This window comes from Vibrio cincinnatiensis, from assembly GCF_022113815.1.
GTDB lineage: Bacteria > Pseudomonadota > Gammaproteobacteria > Enterobacterales > Vibrionaceae > Vibrio > Vibrio cincinnatiensis_A.
Genome location: NZ_SGOM01000019.1, coordinates 1 through 16,185, shown reverse-complemented (window position 1 = coordinate 16,185; position 16,185 = coordinate 1). Strand labels below are relative to the sequence as shown.

Annotated in this window: 17 protein-coding genes and 1 pseudogene; 15 read left to right on the top strand and 3 right to left on the bottom strand. The window is 41.9% G+C overall.

The features are described from left to right. The 6 genes and pseudogenes from EXA13_RS15750 to rplI all read left to right on the top strand — a co-directional run. Positions 1-73, top strand: a pseudogene (locus tag EXA13_RS15750) (hypothetical protein); the annotation flags it as partial. A 281-nt stretch (positions 74-354) separates the two neighbouring features. Continuing rightward, positions 355-540, top strand: a complete 186-nt coding sequence (locus EXA13_RS15745) for a (2Fe-2S)-binding protein (protein ID WP_238134000.1) — start codon at positions 355-357, stop codon at positions 538-540. A gap of 72 nt (positions 541-612) precedes the next feature. Continuing rightward, positions 613-1,089, top strand: a complete 477-nt coding sequence (gene bfr, locus EXA13_RS15740) for a bacterioferritin (RefSeq protein WP_238133999.1) — start codon at positions 613-615, stop codon at positions 1,087-1,089. Positions 1,090-1,292: 203 nt separating this feature from the next. Then, a complete protein-coding gene (rpsF, locus tag EXA13_RS15735; protein ID WP_078927541.1) occupies positions 1,293-1,661 on the top strand; it encodes a 30S ribosomal protein S6 in 369 nt (122 codons plus the stop codon). Between the two features lie 261 nt (positions 1,662-1,922). Next, entirely contained in the window at positions 1,923-2,150 is a 228-nt protein-coding gene (gene rpsR, locus EXA13_RS15730) for a 30S ribosomal protein S18 (protein WP_000090471.1), read from the top strand. Positions 2,151-2,183: 33 nt separating this feature from the next. Beyond that, positions 2,184-2,633, top strand: a complete 450-nt coding sequence (gene rplI / locus EXA13_RS15725; protein ID WP_238133998.1) for a 50S ribosomal protein L9 — start codon at positions 2,184-2,186, stop codon at positions 2,631-2,633. Between the two features lie 75 nt (positions 2,634-2,708). Here the strand turns inward: rplI and EXA13_RS15720 are convergent, their stop codons facing one another. Next, entirely contained in the window at positions 2,709-3,473 is a 765-nt protein-coding gene (locus EXA13_RS15720) for a DUF481 domain-containing protein (protein ID WP_238133997.1), read from the bottom strand. Between the two features lie 171 nt (positions 3,474-3,644). On the opposite strand from EXA13_RS15720, the gene EXA13_RS15715 reads away from it, so the two are divergent. The 3 genes from EXA13_RS15715 to pgi all read left to right on the top strand — a co-directional run bounded on the left by EXA13_RS15715 (position 3,645) and on the right by pgi (position 8,110). After that, positions 3,645-5,051, top strand: a complete 1,407-nt coding sequence (locus tag EXA13_RS15715) for a replicative DNA helicase (RefSeq protein ID WP_238133996.1) — start codon at positions 3,645-3,647, stop codon at positions 5,049-5,051. 13 nt (positions 5,052-5,064) lie between these two features. Further along, a complete protein-coding gene (alr, locus tag EXA13_RS15710; protein ID WP_238134002.1) occupies positions 5,065-6,150 on the top strand; it encodes an alanine racemase in 1,086 nt (361 codons plus the stop codon). A 307-nt stretch (positions 6,151-6,457) separates the two neighbouring features. After that, positions 6,458-8,110 carry a glucose-6-phosphate isomerase gene (gene pgi / locus EXA13_RS15705; protein WP_238133995.1) on the top strand — a complete coding sequence of 551 codons (1,653 nt, stop codon included), beginning with the start codon at positions 6,458-6,460 and terminating at the stop codon, positions 8,108-8,110. An 80-nt stretch (positions 8,111-8,190) separates the two neighbouring features. Here the strand turns inward: pgi and EXA13_RS15700 are convergent, their stop codons facing one another. Together EXA13_RS15700 and zur are read right to left on the bottom strand one after the other, a co-directional pair. Continuing rightward, positions 8,191-8,652, bottom strand: coding sequence for a chemotaxis protein CheX (locus EXA13_RS15700; protein WP_238133994.1), 462 nt, complete (start codon positions 8,650-8,652; stop codon positions 8,191-8,193). Positions 8,653-8,677: 25 nt separating this feature from the next. Beyond that, positions 8,678-9,127 carry a zinc uptake transcriptional repressor Zur gene (gene zur, locus EXA13_RS15695; protein ID WP_238134001.1) on the bottom strand — a complete coding sequence of 150 codons (450 nt, stop codon included), beginning with the start codon at positions 9,125-9,127 and terminating at the stop codon, positions 8,678-8,680. A gap of 499 nt (positions 9,128-9,626) precedes the next feature. On the opposite strand from zur, the gene dusA reads away from it, so the two are divergent. The 6 genes from dusA (at position 9,627) to EXA13_RS15670 (ending at position 15,704) form a co-directional block, all read left to right on the top strand. Beyond that, a complete protein-coding gene (dusA, locus tag EXA13_RS15690) occupies positions 9,627-10,610 on the top strand; it encodes a tRNA dihydrouridine(20/20a) synthase DusA (protein WP_238133993.1) in 984 nt (327 codons plus the stop codon). 168 nt (positions 10,611-10,778) lie between these two features. Continuing rightward, positions 10,779-10,988 carry an envelope stress response protein PspG gene (locus tag EXA13_RS17000; protein ID WP_430794499.1) on the top strand — a complete coding sequence of 70 codons (210 nt, stop codon included), beginning with the start codon at positions 10,779-10,781 and terminating at the stop codon, positions 10,986-10,988. Between the two features lie 82 nt (positions 10,989-11,070). Continuing rightward, complete coding sequence (locus EXA13_RS15685) at positions 11,071-11,307, top strand: hypothetical protein (RefSeq protein WP_238133992.1); 237 nt, start codon at positions 11,071-11,073, stop codon at positions 11,305-11,307. A 107-nt stretch (positions 11,308-11,414) separates the two neighbouring features. After that, on the top strand, positions 11,415-13,235 hold the full coding sequence (locus EXA13_RS15680) for an assimilatory sulfite reductase (NADPH) flavoprotein subunit (RefSeq protein ID WP_430794498.1): 1,821 nt from the start codon (positions 11,415-11,417) through the stop codon (positions 13,233-13,235). Continuing rightward, complete coding sequence (gene cysI, locus EXA13_RS15675) at positions 13,235-14,968, top strand: assimilatory sulfite reductase (NADPH) hemoprotein subunit (RefSeq protein ID WP_238133990.1); 1,734 nt, start codon at positions 13,235-13,237, stop codon at positions 14,966-14,968. The genes EXA13_RS15680 and cysI overlap by 1 nt, the downstream gene beginning before the upstream one ends. Then, complete coding sequence (locus EXA13_RS15670) at positions 14,961-15,704, top strand: phosphoadenylyl-sulfate reductase (RefSeq protein ID WP_238133989.1); 744 nt, start codon at positions 14,961-14,963, stop codon at positions 15,702-15,704. Before cysI ends, EXA13_RS15670 begins: the two co-directional genes overlap by 8 nt. Positions 15,705-16,185: the final 481 nt, after the last annotated feature.

Genomic DNA, 16,185 nt, shown 5'->3' with positions numbered 1-16,185 from the left:
AGGTTTACGTTTCGCGATTCGTGAAGGTGGCCGTACAGTTGGTGCTGGTGTTGTAGCTAAGATCATCGCTTAATCACGATAATCTTAGGCACTAAGCCTAATAGAAAAGGGAAGCTTCGGCTTCCCTTTTTGTTTTTTGGTTATAAATGATTTTTTATATCATCTTTGATAGTAATCATTAAAAACAATCCGTTACTTGGTGATATTGAAGCCATGTAACAGAACTCGATTGATGAGTGATCTGATCATGATGTACGTTATAACTAATTAATCTGTCATTATTATTTTCTGATATGGAAATAGGAATGATTGTTGTTTATATTTATATCCTAATAATCTTACTTAGGATAAACGATGTACGTTTGTTTATGTCACGGTATTTCGGATAAAAAAATCAAAAAACTGGCTTTAGAGTCAGGCATCTTAGATATTAGAGGCATTAAGCGCTGTACGGCATTAGGTTCTCAATGCGGTAAGTGTGTTAAGCAGGCAAAAGAAATTTTAAGTGATACGGTGCAAATTTACTCACAAGCGAGCTAATCGTCTTACATAAATTTTGACACCTTCTCAATTGGTTCTACAGTTAATAGAGCCAAAGAGGAGGGCTTTGTCATGAAAGGTGATCCTATCATCATCCAACATTTGAATAAAATTCTTGGTAACGAACTGGTTGCGATTAATCAATACTTCTTGCATGCCCGAATGTATAAAGACTGGGGGTTAAAGCATCTTGCAGACAAGGAATACCATGAATCTATCGATGAGATGAAACATGCTGATCATTTGATTGAACGGATTCTATTTTTAGAAGGGCTTCCTAATTTACAAGATCTTGGCAAGTTAATGATCGGTGAAGATACTCAAGAGATGCTGTCATGCGATCTAAAATTAGAAATGGCGGCAATTCCTGATCTCCGGGATGCAATCGCTTATGCGGAAGATATTCGAGATTATGTCTCTCGAGATTTATTTCAAGCAATCTTAGAAGACGAAGAAGAACATGTTGACTGGTTAGAAACGCAGTTGGGCCTGATTGATATGACTGGGCTGGAAAATTACTTACAAGCTCAATTTGTGGATGAAAGTTAGTCATGATAACCGGGCAGGGAGATATAAGCATCTTTCTTCCTGCTAGGTTTACCCACGGATCAGCTCTATATTTCCCTTGCTAAAATTGTCGCCATTCTGTACTATTCTCGCTCCTTAATTCTCGGTCACTTATCATTCGTTCCTTGCTTCCTTTGGATGACCGGGCCAAATCTGGAAGCTGAATAATCCGTAAGGAGCAATAAATGCGTCATTACGAAATCGTATTCATGGTGCACCCAGATCAAAGCGAGCAAGTTGCTGGCATGATCGAGCGTTACACTGGTTCTATCACTGAAGCTGGCGGTAAAGTTCACCGTCTAGAAGATTGGGGTCGTCGTCAACTGGCTTACCCAATTAACAAACTGCACAAAGCACACTACGTTCTAATGAACGTTGAAGCTGACCAAGCAGTGGTTGATGAACTAGAAACAGCGTTCCGTTTTAACGATGCTGTTTTACGTAACATGATCATGCGTACTAAAGCTGCTATCACTGAACCTTCTATCATGCTAAAAGCAAAAGAAGAGCGCTCTAAGCGTGAAGAAGTGAAATTTGAAGCAGACGCTGAGTAATTTCAATAGACCGATTTGATACTTTCCCCATCCTTTGAGGCGGGTTTGAGTTTCAGCTTAATAGCTTAATGATTTATCACTAGGTAAATTGAGTACCATCAACAGCATCTTGTTCATGGTCTACGGTCGATGCGTTCACTCAACATTTAGTATTAGGTCGCATCATTAGGGCAGAGAGCATTTCTGACCAATCAAAATATATTTTTGATAACGATGCATAAGGCCGACAACATTATTCAAATTTAGATCAGGAGATAGCCCATGGCTCGTTTCTTCCGTCGTCGTAAATTCTGCCGTTTTACTGCAGAAGGCGTACAAGAGATTGATTACAAAGATGTAGCAACTCTTAAGAATTACATCACTGAAGCTGGTAAAATCGTACCTAGCCGTATCACTGGTACAAGTGCGAAATATCAGCGTCAGCTTGCTCGTGCAATCAAACGTGCTCGCTACCTAGCTCTATTGCCATATACTGACAAACATCAGTAATCGGCACCGTTTATTAAGAAAGAGGATTAAGCAATGCAAGTTATTCTACTTGATAAAATCGGTAACCTGGGTGGTCTTGGCGATACAGTTAACGTTAAATCTGGTTACGCTCGTAACTTCCTTATCCCTCAAGGTAAGGCAGTAATGGCAACTAAAGCTAACGTTGAAATGTTTGAAACTCGTCGTGCTGAACTTGAAGCAAAAGTTGCAGAGCAACTGACTGCTGCACAAGCTCGTGCTGACCAAGTAAATGCACTAGAAGCAGTGGTTATTGCTTCTAAAGCTGGTGATGAAGGTAAACTATTCGGTTCTATCGGTACTCGTGACATCGCTGACGCAATTACTGCGGCTGGTGTTGCTGTAGCGAAGAGCGAAGTTCGCCTACCTGAAGGTGCTCTACGTAACACTGGTGAGTTCGAAATTAGTGTACAACTTCATTCAGAAGTGTTTGCTACTGTGAACTTAAAAGTAGTTGCTGAGTAATCTCAGTTTACTTATTAGTTGAAAAACACCAGCTTCGGCTGGTGTTTTTTTATGGTTCATTGTTCAATTCTGAGGTTAGAAAAGAAAGACTAAGCTGACCGCCAAAACACTGTCTGATTTACTCAGCCCTTCTGGTACTTGGTTGTGATATTGACGAGACTGGCTGATTTTTAGTGCGATATCTTCGGTTATGTTATTGATGACACTAATATCGGTATCTAAGCGTGTGTTACTTTCCCCACCAACCAAAGTTGCATCAGCAGAAAGCCTAAAATTACGTAGGATTTGCCATTCTGTTTTGAGGTTGCTGCGATAAATGGGTTCTCGGACCATGTTAGGAAAAACAACATCACTGCTGCCAATTTCATCTAAATTCGGTTCTTGATAGCGGTAACCTGGACCAATTTCTACTTCAATGAGCAATGTATCTGTATTGGTTAATTGATAACCTAGCCCTCCGGAAAGAGTATAGTCTTTGAAATAGGCACTATAACGAGAGTCGGTGCCTCGAAAGCTGCTATAGAGGTACATTTTGGGGCCTAACTTATAGTCGCTTTGTAGTGTGTAGCTCGATTGGCGTTTATTTTCTTTACCGTTTTTATCTAGTTTATAGAAGCGCCATTCCCCGTTAGTTCTATGGCGGCCACTAATATACTCCCCCTTAATTCGTCCATTAAGAGATTGAGAATCGGTATTCCCTGAGTGAGACTGGTAACCAAATTCAACTTGGCTATGCCAAGGTGAGGGGGCTTTTATGTCCTTATTCGTCTGAGTTTTCTCGTGCGCGTAAACGTTATAACTTGTCAACAGGCTAATACTTAGAAGCCAAACTTTGGACACACAGATCCCCTTATCAGTCAGTAAATTCCCGAATAATAAGCACCAGTGATAAAAATTCGGTCATGCCAAAGTTAATTCTACTTTCATCACTGACAAACTTTCCTAAGGTTAATTACAAATGCACGATTCTCGTTATAATGGACGGTTATTGAAGCATTACCGAGTGAACTTATGGCGGATCTCCGAACAGATAACCGAAACCGTAAAATTACGGATGCCCAAGTCGATGCGATGAAAATTCCTCCGCATTCATTAGAAGCTGAACAATCGGTGATTGGTGGCTTGTTAATGGATAATGAGCGTTGGGATACCGTATCAGAGCGAGTCATTGCGCAAGATTTTTACAGCCGACCTCACCGCTTAATTTTTGAAGCCGTGAAGCACCTGCTTGAAGCAGGACAACCCCTCGACTTAATCACGTTATCAGAGCATTTGGAGCTACGCGAACAATTGGAGGACGTGGGCGGTTTTGCATATCTTGCTGATCTTGTTAAAAACACCCCCAGCGCCGCCAATATTAATGCTTATGCAGAAATTGTGGCAGAGCGAGCTTTAGTCCGAAATTTGATTGGGGTTGCCAATGAAATTGCTGATGCAGGATATGATCCTCAAGGCCGTAGTTCAGAGGACTTGCTTGATTTAGCTGAGAGTAAAGTTTTTGCCATTGCTGAGGCTAGAACGAGTGATAATGAAGGCCCACAAAATGTTGACTCTATTTTGGAGAAAACCTTAGAGCGAATAGAGCTACTCTATAAGACCCCTCAAGATGGGGTGACAGGGGTGAATACGGGCTTTACGGATCTCAATAAGAAAACGGCGGGCTTACAAGGTTCTGATTTAGTTATTGTGGCTGCTCGTCCCTCTATGGGTAAAACTACGTTTGCGATGAACCTGTGTGAAAATGCGGCAATGGAACAAGAGAAACCGGTTCTCATTTTTTCGCTTGAGATGCCGGCCGAACAAATTATGATGAGGATGCTTGCTTCATTATCACGTGTTGATCAAACCAAAATTCGGACTGGTCAATTAGATGATGAAGACTGGGCGAGAATTTCTTCAACCATGGGAATGCTCATGGAGAAGAAAAATATGTTCATTGATGACAGCTCTGCGCTTACTCCTACAGAAGTTCGCTCCCGAGCTCGTCGTATTGCTCGTGAACATGGTGGTTTATCACTCATCATGGTCGACTACTTGCAACTTATGCGAGTTCCAGCATTAAGCGATAACCGTACCCTCGAAATTGCCGAAATATCTCGATCGTTAAAAGCGTTGGCAAAAGAGTTAAATGTTCCTGTTGTGGCTTTGTCTCAGCTAAACCGTTCTCTGGAGCAGCGTGCTGACAAACGCCCAGTTAACTCGGACTTGCGGGAATCAGGATCGATTGAACAAGATGCTGACTTGATCATGTTTATCTATCGAGATGAGGTTTATCACCCAGATAGCCCACTCAAAGGTATTGCTGAAATTATTATTGGTAAGCAGCGTAATGGCCCAATTGGCTCTGTTCGTTTGACCTTCCAAGGACAATATTCTCGTTTTGACAATTATGCAGGCCCTGCATTTGATGATGAATAACAGCATGAATTATATGAAAGCAGCAAAAGCATGCATCGATTTAGATGCCTTGCAATACAACTTACAGAAAATCAAACAGCAAGCTCCAAAAAGCAAATTAATGGCTGTTGTCAAAGCTAATGGTTATGGGCATGGCCTGCATCAAGTCGCCAAACATGCGCAAAGTGCCGATGCATTTGGTGTCGCTCGAATAGAAGAAGCTCTCCAACTGAGGGCGAGCGGTGTCGTAAAACCGATTTTATTATTGGAGGGGTTTTATTCCTCGGGTGACCTAGCGGTATTGGTCACCAATAACATTCAAACGGTACTGCATTGTGAAGAGCAGTTACAAGCCCTTGAGCAAGCCCAGCTTGATACTCCGGTGGTCGTGTGGTTAAAAGTGGATAGTGGTATGCATCGTTTGGGCGTTCGCCCTGAGCAATATCGCGAGTTTGTTGAGCGATTGCATCGTTGTCCTAATGTTGCGAAGCCTCTGCGTTATATGAGCCATTTTGGCTGTGCCGATGAACTTGATAAATCGACTACATCGGAACAAATAGAATGTTTTCTATCACTGACTCATGGCTGTCAGGGGGAACGCTCGTTAGCGGCTTCCGCAGGATTATTGGCTTGGCCTCAAAGCCAATTAGAGTGGGTGCGCCCAGGAATTATCATGTATGGCGTTTCACCTTTCCTCGATAAAGATGCTCAAGAGATGGGCTATCAACCCGTCATGACGCTAAAATCTCATCTGATTGCTGTTCGAGATGTGAAAGCGGGGGAAGCTGTTGGTTATGGCGCGCTGTGGCGCAGTGAACGCGATACAAAAATTGGGGTGATTGCTATTGGTTATGGAGATGGTTATCCACGTACAGCACCTAACGGTACTCCTGTCATTGTGAATGGAAGAGTGGTGCCTATTGCTGGTCGTGTTTCAATGGATATGTTGACCGTTGATTTGGGCCCAGATGCACACGATCATGTCGGTGATGAAGCGGTATTATGGGGGCGTGAACTTCCTGTTGAGCGGGTAGCAAGCCACATTGGAACATTGGGTTATGAATTAGTAACTAAACTCACTTCACGAGTAGAGATGTGTTATTTCGGAGCAGGCCAATAGGCCTGTTTTTGTTTGATGCCAGAGAGAACGACAATACTTATAGAAAGAGAAGTGTTCATGACGAATAGGCATCAGAATGATACTATTTTGATCGCTTGAGCTAAGTTTATTGTGGCGACTTTATCTGACTTAACTCAATGTCGATAGGCAAAAGCTCAGCCATAATTGGGCTTATTATTATTCAGGGACTGACTTTCTGCTTCAAGCAGTCAAGGTTATTATTTTTTTGCTTTAACGGGGATTCCTGACTTAATCATGAGGTTAAGTATTGTGGAATAAAACCTACTGTAACATCGGGATAGATACCATGTTGAAAAACATCAATCCAACGCAAACACACGCTTGGAAAGCTCTGACCGCGCATTTTGAATCTGCGCAAGATATGGACTTAAAAACACTATTTTCAGAGGATAGTCAGCGTTTTAGCCAATATTCCACACGATTTGGTCATGACATTTTGGTTGATTATTCTAAAAACTTAATCAATGAAGAAACCATGAAACATCTTTTTGCTTTAGCGAAAGAAACCGACGTTGATGCGGCGATTAAAGCGATGTTTAGTGGTGCTGCAATCAACCAAACAGAAGGTCGTGCTGTATTACATACGGCGCTGCGTAATCGTAGCAATACCCCTGTGATGGTGAATGGCGAAGATGTCATGCCAGCTGTGAATTCCGTATTGGAAAAAATGCGTGCATTTTCTGAACGTGTGATTGGTGGTGAGTGGAAAGGCTTTACTGGCAAGGCCATCACCGATGTTGTTAACATTGGTATTGGTGGCTCTGACCTTGGCCCTTATATGGTGACAGAAGCGTTAGCACCTTACAAAAACCACCTGACAATGCACTTTGTTTCTAATGTTGATGGGACTCATATTGCAGAAACGCTGAAAAAAGTAGACCCTGAAACGACACTTTTCCTAGTGGCATCGAAAACCTTTACCACTCAAGAAACCATGACTAATGCGCATTCTGCACGAGATTGGTTCTTGAATGTTGCAGGTGATGAAGCACATGTAGCCAAACATTTTGCTGCATTGTCTACCAATGGAACCGCTGTAGCTGAATTCGGTATTGATACCGAAAATATGTTTGAATTTTGGGATTGGGTTGGTGGTCGTTACTCACTTTGGTCCGCTATCGGTTTATCAATCATTTTATCGATTGGTTATGAAAATTTTGTTGAGCTTCTAACGGGAGCCCATGAAATGGATAAACATTTTGTGGAAACTCCGTTCGAAAGTAATATCCCAGTGATTTTAGCTCTGATTGGCATTTGGTATAACAATTTCCATGGCGCTGAATCTGAAGCGATTCTTCCTTATGACCAATATATGCATCGTTTCGCAGCTTATTTCCAGCAAGGAAATATGGAGTCTAACGGTAAATATGTTGACCGTAACGGTCAAGCGGTAACCTATCAAACTGGGCCAATCATTTGGGGTGAGCCTGGTACGAATGGACAACATGCCTTTTATCAGCTGATTCACCAAGGGACTAAGCTCATTCCTTGTGATTTTATTGCACCAGCGATTAGTCATAATGCGGTGAGTGACCATCATCAAAAACTAATGTCTAACTTCTTCGCTCAAACGGAAGCGTTGGCTTTTGGTAAATCTGCGGATGCGGTTAAAGCTGAATTTGTTAAAGCTGGGAAATCAGAAGCTGAAGTGGCATCTTTAATTCCATTTAAAGTGTTTGAAGGAAACCGCCCAACAAACTCTATTTTGGTTAAGCAAATCACACCTCGAACGCTAGGTAACTTGATCGCAATGTATGAACATAAGATCTTTGTACAGGGCGTGATCTGGAATATTTTCTCATTCGACCAATGGGGAGTGGAGCTGGGTAAACAACTGGCCAACCAAATTCTTCCTGAGTTGGATAATGAGCAAGAAGTCCGTTCTCACGATAGTTCTACCAACGGTTTAATCAATGCATTTAAGGCCTTTCGTGGCTAATCCTCGCCGGGTAAGATAGCAAAAAGGCTGATGTCAATGCATCAGCCTTTTTTAATCGAGACCTAAAGAGAGTTGAACTATCATTCAAAGCAAATCTCAATAAATGCATTTCCCCATTGAGACGAAAAAGGCATGATAATGATCGAACCTTCACATTTATGACGAATAGTATGTCCCCGACCGGATACCACAACTGGGGTTGCCATATCAAAATCAAATCCACTTTCTGCCAAAATCCGTTTTGCTCCGCCAGTAACCATGTTGGTGATTTCTCCTACCATATCCGTGACTTCTTCATTTAAGCCATTTGGACGTTCACCCAGCATGTTTTGCATAATTTCTAGTGCGAGGGCTTCATCAAAGGTAATCGACATAGAGCCACGAGTTTGTGGGCCAATCATACCGATTAAACCTGAGATATCACCGCGAGCAATTTCGTCTTTTTTAAGACGAGGCTTCTGAGGCTTCAGGTCTAATGAAGCCATCGTTTTTAGCACGTTCAGCAAAGACGCTAAAAACGGATTGACAAATTCAGCGCGCATAACTCTCTTCTATTGGTTTCATTCTTTACTTCTGAGAACACGATTGACAAACCCCATGTGACTCAATGACATGGTTGGTAATTGTAAAGCCGTGTTTCTCCGCATTGTTTGCCAGCATGGCAATCAGGTTATCATTTTGCAGCTCAATAACATTACCACATTGATCACATATGAGTAATTGAGAAAAGTGTTTATGAGCATTACAAGAGCAACAAGAGATAAAGCTATTGGTTGATTCCACTCGATGAATAAACCCTTGCTCAAGTAAAAAGTCCAGAGCTCGATAGACGGTCGGTGGTTTTGCTTGAGGCTCACTTATTTTTAAATCTTCCAGCAAGTCATAGGCGCTGGAGGCTTTTTTACTGGCACAAATCAGATCGAACACTCGTTTACGTTGAGACGTTAATCTGACACCTCTCGCCGCACATATTTCTTCTATCTGTTTGCTAAGCTTATTATCCAAATCCATCACCATCACTATTGGCGCCTAGTAATCATATACCATATCAAGCCAAAGATCGTTTTGAACGTCAATAAATCACGCATGATTGACGCAGTCTTAACGAGTTTCTCACCTGTGAGGCATAAGTTACCTTATCTGACAGAAAAACGATACTCTCAAAGCGGCTTAGCGTGTGGGAAGTAGTGCATTTTTGATGGTTATCAAGAAAGCGCCAAATTGTTGAGGTTCGTTCAGCGCAATGCATTCACATTAGAGATAAATATTGTCTAGCGTTTATTGTTCTTGATAAGGCACTGTTTACCTTCTTTAAATTGATTTTTTATTCGGTGGAAAATGGGGGATCTGTGGTTGTTTATTGCTAAATAAAAACGCTCAACAGATTTAGAGCCGAGAGCTATATACGCTGAGCCCTTACTAGTCATACATTGAATCACATTCATGGGATAGGTATAATCGGCAATCTTACGCCGTATACAGGCTTTACTTTGCTTTCTAGAGGTTTTTAGCTTTTATGCTGCGATCTTCCAAATTATCCGTTGCCCCCATGCTCGATTGGACAGATAGGCACTGTCGATACTTCCATCGTCTTCTTTCATCTCAAGCACTTCTGTATACCGAGATGGTTACCACTGGGGCCATTATCCATGGTAAAGGTGATTTCTTAGCTTATAACGAAGAGGAACATCCTCTCGCTTTACAGTTAGGCGGTTCAAATCCTACCGATCTTGCTCATTGTGCGAAATTAGCGGAACAGCGAGGTTATGATGAAATAAACCTCAATGTGGGGTGTCCTTCTGATCGAGTACAGAATGGGAAATTCGGGGCATGCCTTATGGCGGAACCACAGCTTGTCGCTGATTGTGTTGCGGCCATGAAAGCGGTGGTGGATATTCCGGTTACCGTGAAAACTCGTATTGGTATTGATGATCAAGATTCTTATGAATTTCTAACTCATTTTGTCACGCTTGTCTCTGAACGTGGTGGGTGTGAGCAGTTTACTATTCACGCACGAAAAGCATGGTTAAGTGGGTTGAGTCCGAAAGAAAACCGTGAAATCCCCCCTTTAGATTACCCACGGGCCTATCAATTAAAAAAAGACTTTCCTCATTTATCGATAGCGATTAACGGTGGAGTAAAATCCTTGCCGGAAACATTAGAACATTTGCAGCATGTAGATGGAGTGATGATTGGTCGAGAAGCTTATCAAAGCCCGTACCTATTGGCCGAGGTTGATCAGCAAATTTTTGGTTTGGATCGCCCCGTAAAGAAACGTTCTCAAGTTGTCAAAGAAATGTATCCCTACATTGAGCATCAGCTTTCTCAAGGAGTATATTTAGGCCATATTACGCGTCATATGTTAGGACTTTTCCAAAATATGCCTGGTGCACGTCAATGGCGACGCTATATCAGTGAAAATGCTCATAAACCCGGTTCAGGGGTAGACGTCGTAGAGCAAGCGTTAGCTAAAATTCCATATCAAGATTTAGATGTGTAGATATCACTAATAGTTGGTTTTATTGACCATGTTATATCTGAAGCCAAGTAATTAACGTTACTTGGCTTTTTCTTTTTTCAATATAATCAATGCGCTATAAATACATTTTTTTGGTATAGATCATGCACCATATCATGGAGAGAAATAATGAATGATATGGTGTGAAGAATGACGGAAATCTTACTATTTTTGGCTTTGTTAATTGGGTTTGTACTAAGTGGTTTTACCTTATTTGGCGTTCTTCTTACGAGTGGGATAGTGATCGCTATTATGCTTTTTTTAGGGATTATTGGAATGCTGTTAAAACTTATGCCATGGATTCTTCTATTGGTTTTTTGTATTTGGTTATATCGATACTCTAAAGCGCAGCCACGCTAAATTATTGATCGTTAAATTCGCAATTTGCTCGAAATACACCATTCTTATTATAACGGATTGAGCAACAGTTATGAGAGCTGCAATGACGATCACGGAATTAAGAAATCTTTACCGAGAACACCTTCTTATTGAAGCGGTTATAGAGCCATCTTCTGAAGAAGGGGAGTGGATTGTGGAATTTCGCCACCAAAGAGGAGGTTTTGTTTTATTAACGGATGCGAATGGGGAAGAGTGCCACTATTCAGATTTAGATACCGCTTCTAAGACAGCGATGGCGGTTGGGTTTAAGCAAGTACGTGTGGAAGGGCGAGTGGATTAGCAACCTCCTTACTTCCAAAAAGTTATAAAACATTCACATCTATTCTTTCTTGTTATTAAAGAGAGTGGTTAATCTATCGTCACGCAATGAATAAGGAAGTCGTGACAATGTCTTCAGGAAATACCTTACCCCATGAGTTGGCTTCATTAGTTAGCCCAATTAACGACTCACAACTCTCTCTTTTACAGCAAAGTGCAACACAACTTTCCCCACAACAATTGGCGTGGGTGAGCGGCTATTTTTGGGGGCTAAGCCAAGCTCAAGAAAACCCAATAAAGCAAGCTGTCTCTAGCGCAGGCATCTCAGCTCCATCTGGTCAACTCACCATTATTTTTGCTTCGCAAACCGGAAATGCTAAAGGAGTTGCTGAAGCATTAGAGCAAGAAGCACAAGCGGCGGGAATTGCCGTTCAGTTATTTGATGCGAGTGATTACAAAGGAAAAGATTTAGCGAAAGAAAGCCATGTTATCTTTGTTGCTTCGACAAATGGAGAGGGAGAAGCACCAGATAATGCTATTGATCTGCATGAGTTTTTACAGTCTAAAAAAGCACCTAAGTTACCTAACTTACACTATGGTGTGATCGGTTTAGGCGACTCGAGTTATGAGTTTTTTTGCCAAACAGGAAAAGATTTTGATGCCTTTTTAGAGAAATTAGGGGCAACACGTTTTATTGATCGAATAGATTGTGACGTGGACTATGAAGCTTGTGCTAGCGAGTGGAGATCCAAAGCGTTGGAGAGCGTTAAACAAGCTTTGGCTTCACAAGCAGAAATTGTTCAACTCCCCGTTACTCACTCCTCCATTCATTCCTCGTCTTATACGAAGCAGCATCCGTATAGCGCCAGTTTGTTGACCAGCCAAAAAATAACCGGGCGAGATTCCGATAAAGATGTGCGTCATATTGAAATCGACTTAGCTGACTCTGGGATCGTTTATCAACCGGGCGATGCTCTAGGTGTCTGGTATAAGAATTCTCCCTCGTTAGCCAAAGCCGTTTTAGCTGCGGTTGGCTTAACGGAAAGTGAAACGGTTGAGGTGGATGGGAAAGCAGTTCCAATCCTGCAGGCTTTAATTGAGCAGTATGAAATCACAAACTCAAATCCACAATTTATTACTCAGTTTGCTGAACTTTCAGGCAGTAAGAAGTTACACAAGCTGGTGGAAGAGAAAGACAAGCTCAGAGAATATTCGGCGAATACACAAATTATTGATGTGTTAAAAGAAAAGAAAACAAAATTATCTGCTGAACAATTGATTTCGTTATTACGTCGTTTAACGCCTCGTCTCTATTCTATCGCTTCGAGCCAAGCGGAAGTGGATGAAGAAGTCCATTTGACGGTTGCTGTTGTGGAATACGAAAAACATGGCGAACTTCGTCAAGGTGGGGCCTCGAGTTTTCTTGCCCAACGCTTAGAAGAAGGAGAAACGGTTAAAGTCTTTGTGGAACACAACAAACAGTTCAAACTTCCTGAAGATGACCATTCCCCCATCATTATGGTTGGCCCCGGAACCGGTATTGCACCCTTTCGCAGCTTTCTACAGGAGCGTGATAATCGTGGTGCAAGTGGGAAAAACTGGTTGTTCTTTGGTGATCGAACGTTTACTCAAGATTTTCTCTATCAAACCGAATGGCAGAAATACCTTAAATCTGGGGTTTTATCCCGGTTAGATGTGGCATTCAGTCGCGATCAACATGAAAAAGTGTATGTACAACACCGAATCCTAGAGCAAGCAGAGCAGGTTTGGGCGTGGTTACAACAAGGAGCACATCTTTATGTGTGTGGTGATGCAACTCATATGGCGAAAGATGTACACCATGCATTTGTTCAAGTAGCACAGCAAAAAGGTGGTTTGTCTGCTGAACAAGCGGAAGAATATTTTAATCAATTGCGCAAAGAAAAACGTTATCAAAGGGATGTCTACTAATGAGCACAAAGATCGAAAATAATGTTCAACAGGTTTTAGGTGAAGTGCTCGGTCCTCTTTCTGACAACGAGCGCTTGAAAAAGGAAAGCCATTTCTTACGTGGGACGATCGAGCAAGATCTGCAAGATCGCATTACTGGCGGTTTTACTGCGGACAACTTCCAGCTGATTCGTTTTCATGGCATGTATCAGCAAGATGATCGAGATATTCGTCATGAGCGAAGTAAACAGAAATTAGAACCGCTACATAATGTCATGCTGCGTGCGCGTATGCCGGGCGGCATCATTCAGCCAAAACAATGGTTAGCGATCGATAAGTTTGCGAGTGAACATACCTTGTACGGTAGTATCCGTTTGACCACCCGACAAACGTTCCAATTTCATGGTGTATTAAAACCCAATATTAAGCTAATGCACCAAATGTTGAACTCTATTGGAATTGATTCAATAGCTACCGCTGGTGATGTTAACCGTAATGTATTATGTACTTCTAATCCTGTGGAATCAGAACTACATCAGGAAGCCTACGAATGGGCGAAAAAAATCAGTGAGCATCTGCTACCCAAAACTCGGGCTTATGCAGAGATCTGGTTAGATGGTGAGAAAGTTGAAGCCACTGACGAAGAGCCTATTCTAGGGAGTCAGTACTTACCTCGTAAATTCAAAACAACGGTAGTGATTCCTCCGCATAATGATGTGGATGTGCATGCTAATGACCTAAACTTTATTGCGATTGCTGATAACGGCAAATTGGTCGGCTTTAATGTGTTAGTCGGTGGTGGGTTGGCGATGACTCATGGCGATACCTCAACTTATCCGCGTCAAGCCGATGACTTTGGTTTTATTCCTTTGCACAAAACACTCGATGTAGCGGCTGCGGTTGTTACCACTCAGCGCGATTGGGGAAATCGCTCTAATCGAAAAAATGCCAAAACAAAGTACACTCTAGATAGAGTCGGGGTTGAGGTATTCAAAGCAGAAGTTGAAAAACGAGCGGATATACAGTTTGCAGCAAGCCGTCCTTATCAATTTACCGAACGGGGAGATCGTATCGGGTGGCTAGAAGGCATTGATGGAAAACATCATCTGACTTTATTTATTGAAAATGGTCGCCTACTTGATTATCCCAATAAACCCCTAAAAACAGGGGTGGCTGAAATTGCCAAAGTGCACCAAGGTGATTTTCGAATGACGGCGAACCAAAACTTGATTATTGCCGGAGTGCCATCTGAACAAAAAGAGCAGATAGAAGCACTAGCCCGTTCACATGGTCTGATGGAAGACTCGGTGAGTGAACAGCGTAAAAACTCCATGGCATGTGTTGCTTTTCCAACTTGCCCTCTGGCTATGGCAGAAGCGGAACGCTTTTTACCAACGTTTGTTGATCAAGTTGAATTGATTTTAGCCAAGCATGCGCTCCCTAAAGAAGAAAGCATCATCTTAAGAGTCACAGGGTGCCCGAATGGTTGTGGACGAGCCATGTTGGCGGAGATTGGTTTAGTTGGGAAAGCTCCAGGACGTTACAACTTGCATTTAGGTGGGAATCGTTCAGGCACTCGTATTCCGAAAATGTACAAAGAAAACATCACCGAACAGCAAATTCTAGAAGAAATAGATCAACTGGTTAGTCGCTGGGCTAAAGAACGTGAACCTAATGAAGGTTTTGGTGATTTCACTATTCGCACTGGAATTATTGAAGAAGTGATCATTGCTAAGAGGGATTTTTATGCCTAAATCCAACGATCTTCCCGAGTTATCAGAACTCTTGATGTTGACTAAGACAGAACAAACGCTTCGATTAGCAGAACTCAATGATCATCTAGAAGCGTTAACGGCTCAAGACCGAATAAGCTGGGCTTTGGAGACTCTGCCAAAAACTCATGTAATGTCATCGAGTTTTGGTATTCAAGCTGCTGTCATGTTGCATCTTGTGACTGATCAAAAGAAAGATATTCCTGTCGTTCTGACGGATACAGGATACCTTTTCCCTGAGACTTACCAATTTATTGATGAACTCGTGGAGCGTCTGTCATTAAACCTGAAAATTTATCGATCAAAGCTTTCCAGTGCGTGGCAAGAGGCACGATTAGGTAAGTTATGGGAGCAAGGTATTAGTGGCATTGAACAGTATAACCACCTAAATAAAGTGGAGCCAATGCGGCGAGCATTTGATGAATTAGGAGTGCAAACATGGTTCTCTGGTTTACGACGAGAGCAATCGAAGTCACGAGCCACATTGCCTATCTTAGCGATTCAAAATAATACCTTTAAATTTTTGCCTATTATTGATTGGAGCAACAAAGATATTCACTACTATTTAAAAGAACACGCTCTTCCTTACCATCCACTTTGGGAGCAAGGATATGTATCTGTCGGGGATATTCATACAACACAAAAGTGGGAACCTGGAATGGATGAAGAGGAAACCCGCTTTTTTGGGCTTAAACGAGAGTGTGGCCTTCATGAGTAATTTGTTAAGCTGGACAACAAATAGATAGAGCGCTTAATTCGGTTATATAAGTAAAGGTCAAAGACTAGTATTTAGTTTTTGACCTTTTCAAAACTTATATTATTCCGATGAAAGAAAAGAATAACTCTGTGGATAAGTTGGTATTAATACCTGCATAAAATGGGATAAATAAGCCCTTGGCGGTTAATTCAGCAGTTAAGCGTTATTTTGGTATTTTTTCTCAAAAATAGCTTGCCAGAAAAAGTCAGTTGTCTATAATCCGCTCCCGTTGAGACAGCAAGGGCTAACAAGCCGAGATGTAGTCAACTAGGCCAGAAAGAACTTTTAATAAAGTGTTTGACACGCAAAAGTTTTTCGCTAAAATGGCCGCCTCTTCCGATACGGTGTAAGCCAAGCGGTAAGAACGCTCTTTAACAATTTAAACCAATCAATCTGTGTGGGCACTCGTTGATGATAATCAAAAAGATTTATCGATGAACTG

What these genes read in the sequence shown, in the direction of transcription:
- alr (WP_238134002.1), top strand. Translation starts at nt 5,065, where the DNA reads ATGAAAGCAGCAAAAGCATGCATCGATTTAGATGCCTTGCAATACAAC.
- zur (WP_238134001.1), bottom strand. Translation starts at nt 9,127, where the DNA reads ATGGTGATGGATTTGGATAATAAGCTTAGCAAACAGATAGAAGAAATA.
- bfr (WP_238133999.1), top strand. Translation starts at nt 613, where the DNA reads ATGAAAGGTGATCCTATCATCATCCAACATTTGAATAAAATTCTTGGT.
- EXA13_RS15745 (WP_238134000.1), top strand. Translation starts at nt 355, where the DNA reads ATGTACGTTTGTTTATGTCACGGTATTTCGGATAAAAAAATCAAAAAA.
- rpsF (WP_078927541.1), top strand. Translation starts at nt 1,293, where the DNA reads ATGCGTCATTACGAAATCGTATTCATGGTGCACCCAGATCAAAGCGAG.
- dusA (WP_238133993.1), top strand. Translation starts at nt 9,627, where the DNA reads ATGCTGCGATCTTCCAAATTATCCGTTGCCCCCATGCTCGATTGGACA.
- EXA13_RS17000 (WP_430794499.1), top strand. Translation starts at nt 10,779, where the DNA reads ATGACGGAAATCTTACTATTTTTGGCTTTGTTAATTGGGTTTGTACTA.
- EXA13_RS15715 (WP_238133996.1), top strand. Translation starts at nt 3,645, where the DNA reads ATGGCGGATCTCCGAACAGATAACCGAAACCGTAAAATTACGGATGCC.
- EXA13_RS15670 (WP_238133989.1), top strand. Translation starts at nt 14,961, where the DNA reads ATGCCTAAATCCAACGATCTTCCCGAGTTATCAGAACTCTTGATGTTG.
- pgi (WP_238133995.1), top strand. Translation starts at nt 6,458, where the DNA reads ATGTTGAAAAACATCAATCCAACGCAAACACACGCTTGGAAAGCTCTG.
- cysI (WP_238133990.1), top strand. Translation starts at nt 13,235, where the DNA reads ATGAGCACAAAGATCGAAAATAATGTTCAACAGGTTTTAGGTGAAGTG.
- rplI (WP_238133998.1), top strand. Translation starts at nt 2,184, where the DNA reads ATGCAAGTTATTCTACTTGATAAAATCGGTAACCTGGGTGGTCTTGGC.
- EXA13_RS15685 (WP_238133992.1), top strand. Translation starts at nt 11,071, where the DNA reads ATGACGATCACGGAATTAAGAAATCTTTACCGAGAACACCTTCTTATT.
- rpsR (WP_000090471.1), top strand. Translation starts at nt 1,923, where the DNA reads ATGGCTCGTTTCTTCCGTCGTCGTAAATTCTGCCGTTTTACTGCAGAA.
- EXA13_RS15700 (WP_238133994.1), bottom strand. Translation starts at nt 8,652, where the DNA reads ATGCGCGCTGAATTTGTCAATCCGTTTTTAGCGTCTTTGCTGAACGTG.
- EXA13_RS15680 (WP_430794498.1), top strand. Translation starts at nt 11,415, where the DNA reads ATGTCTTCAGGAAATACCTTACCCCATGAGTTGGCTTCATTAGTTAGC.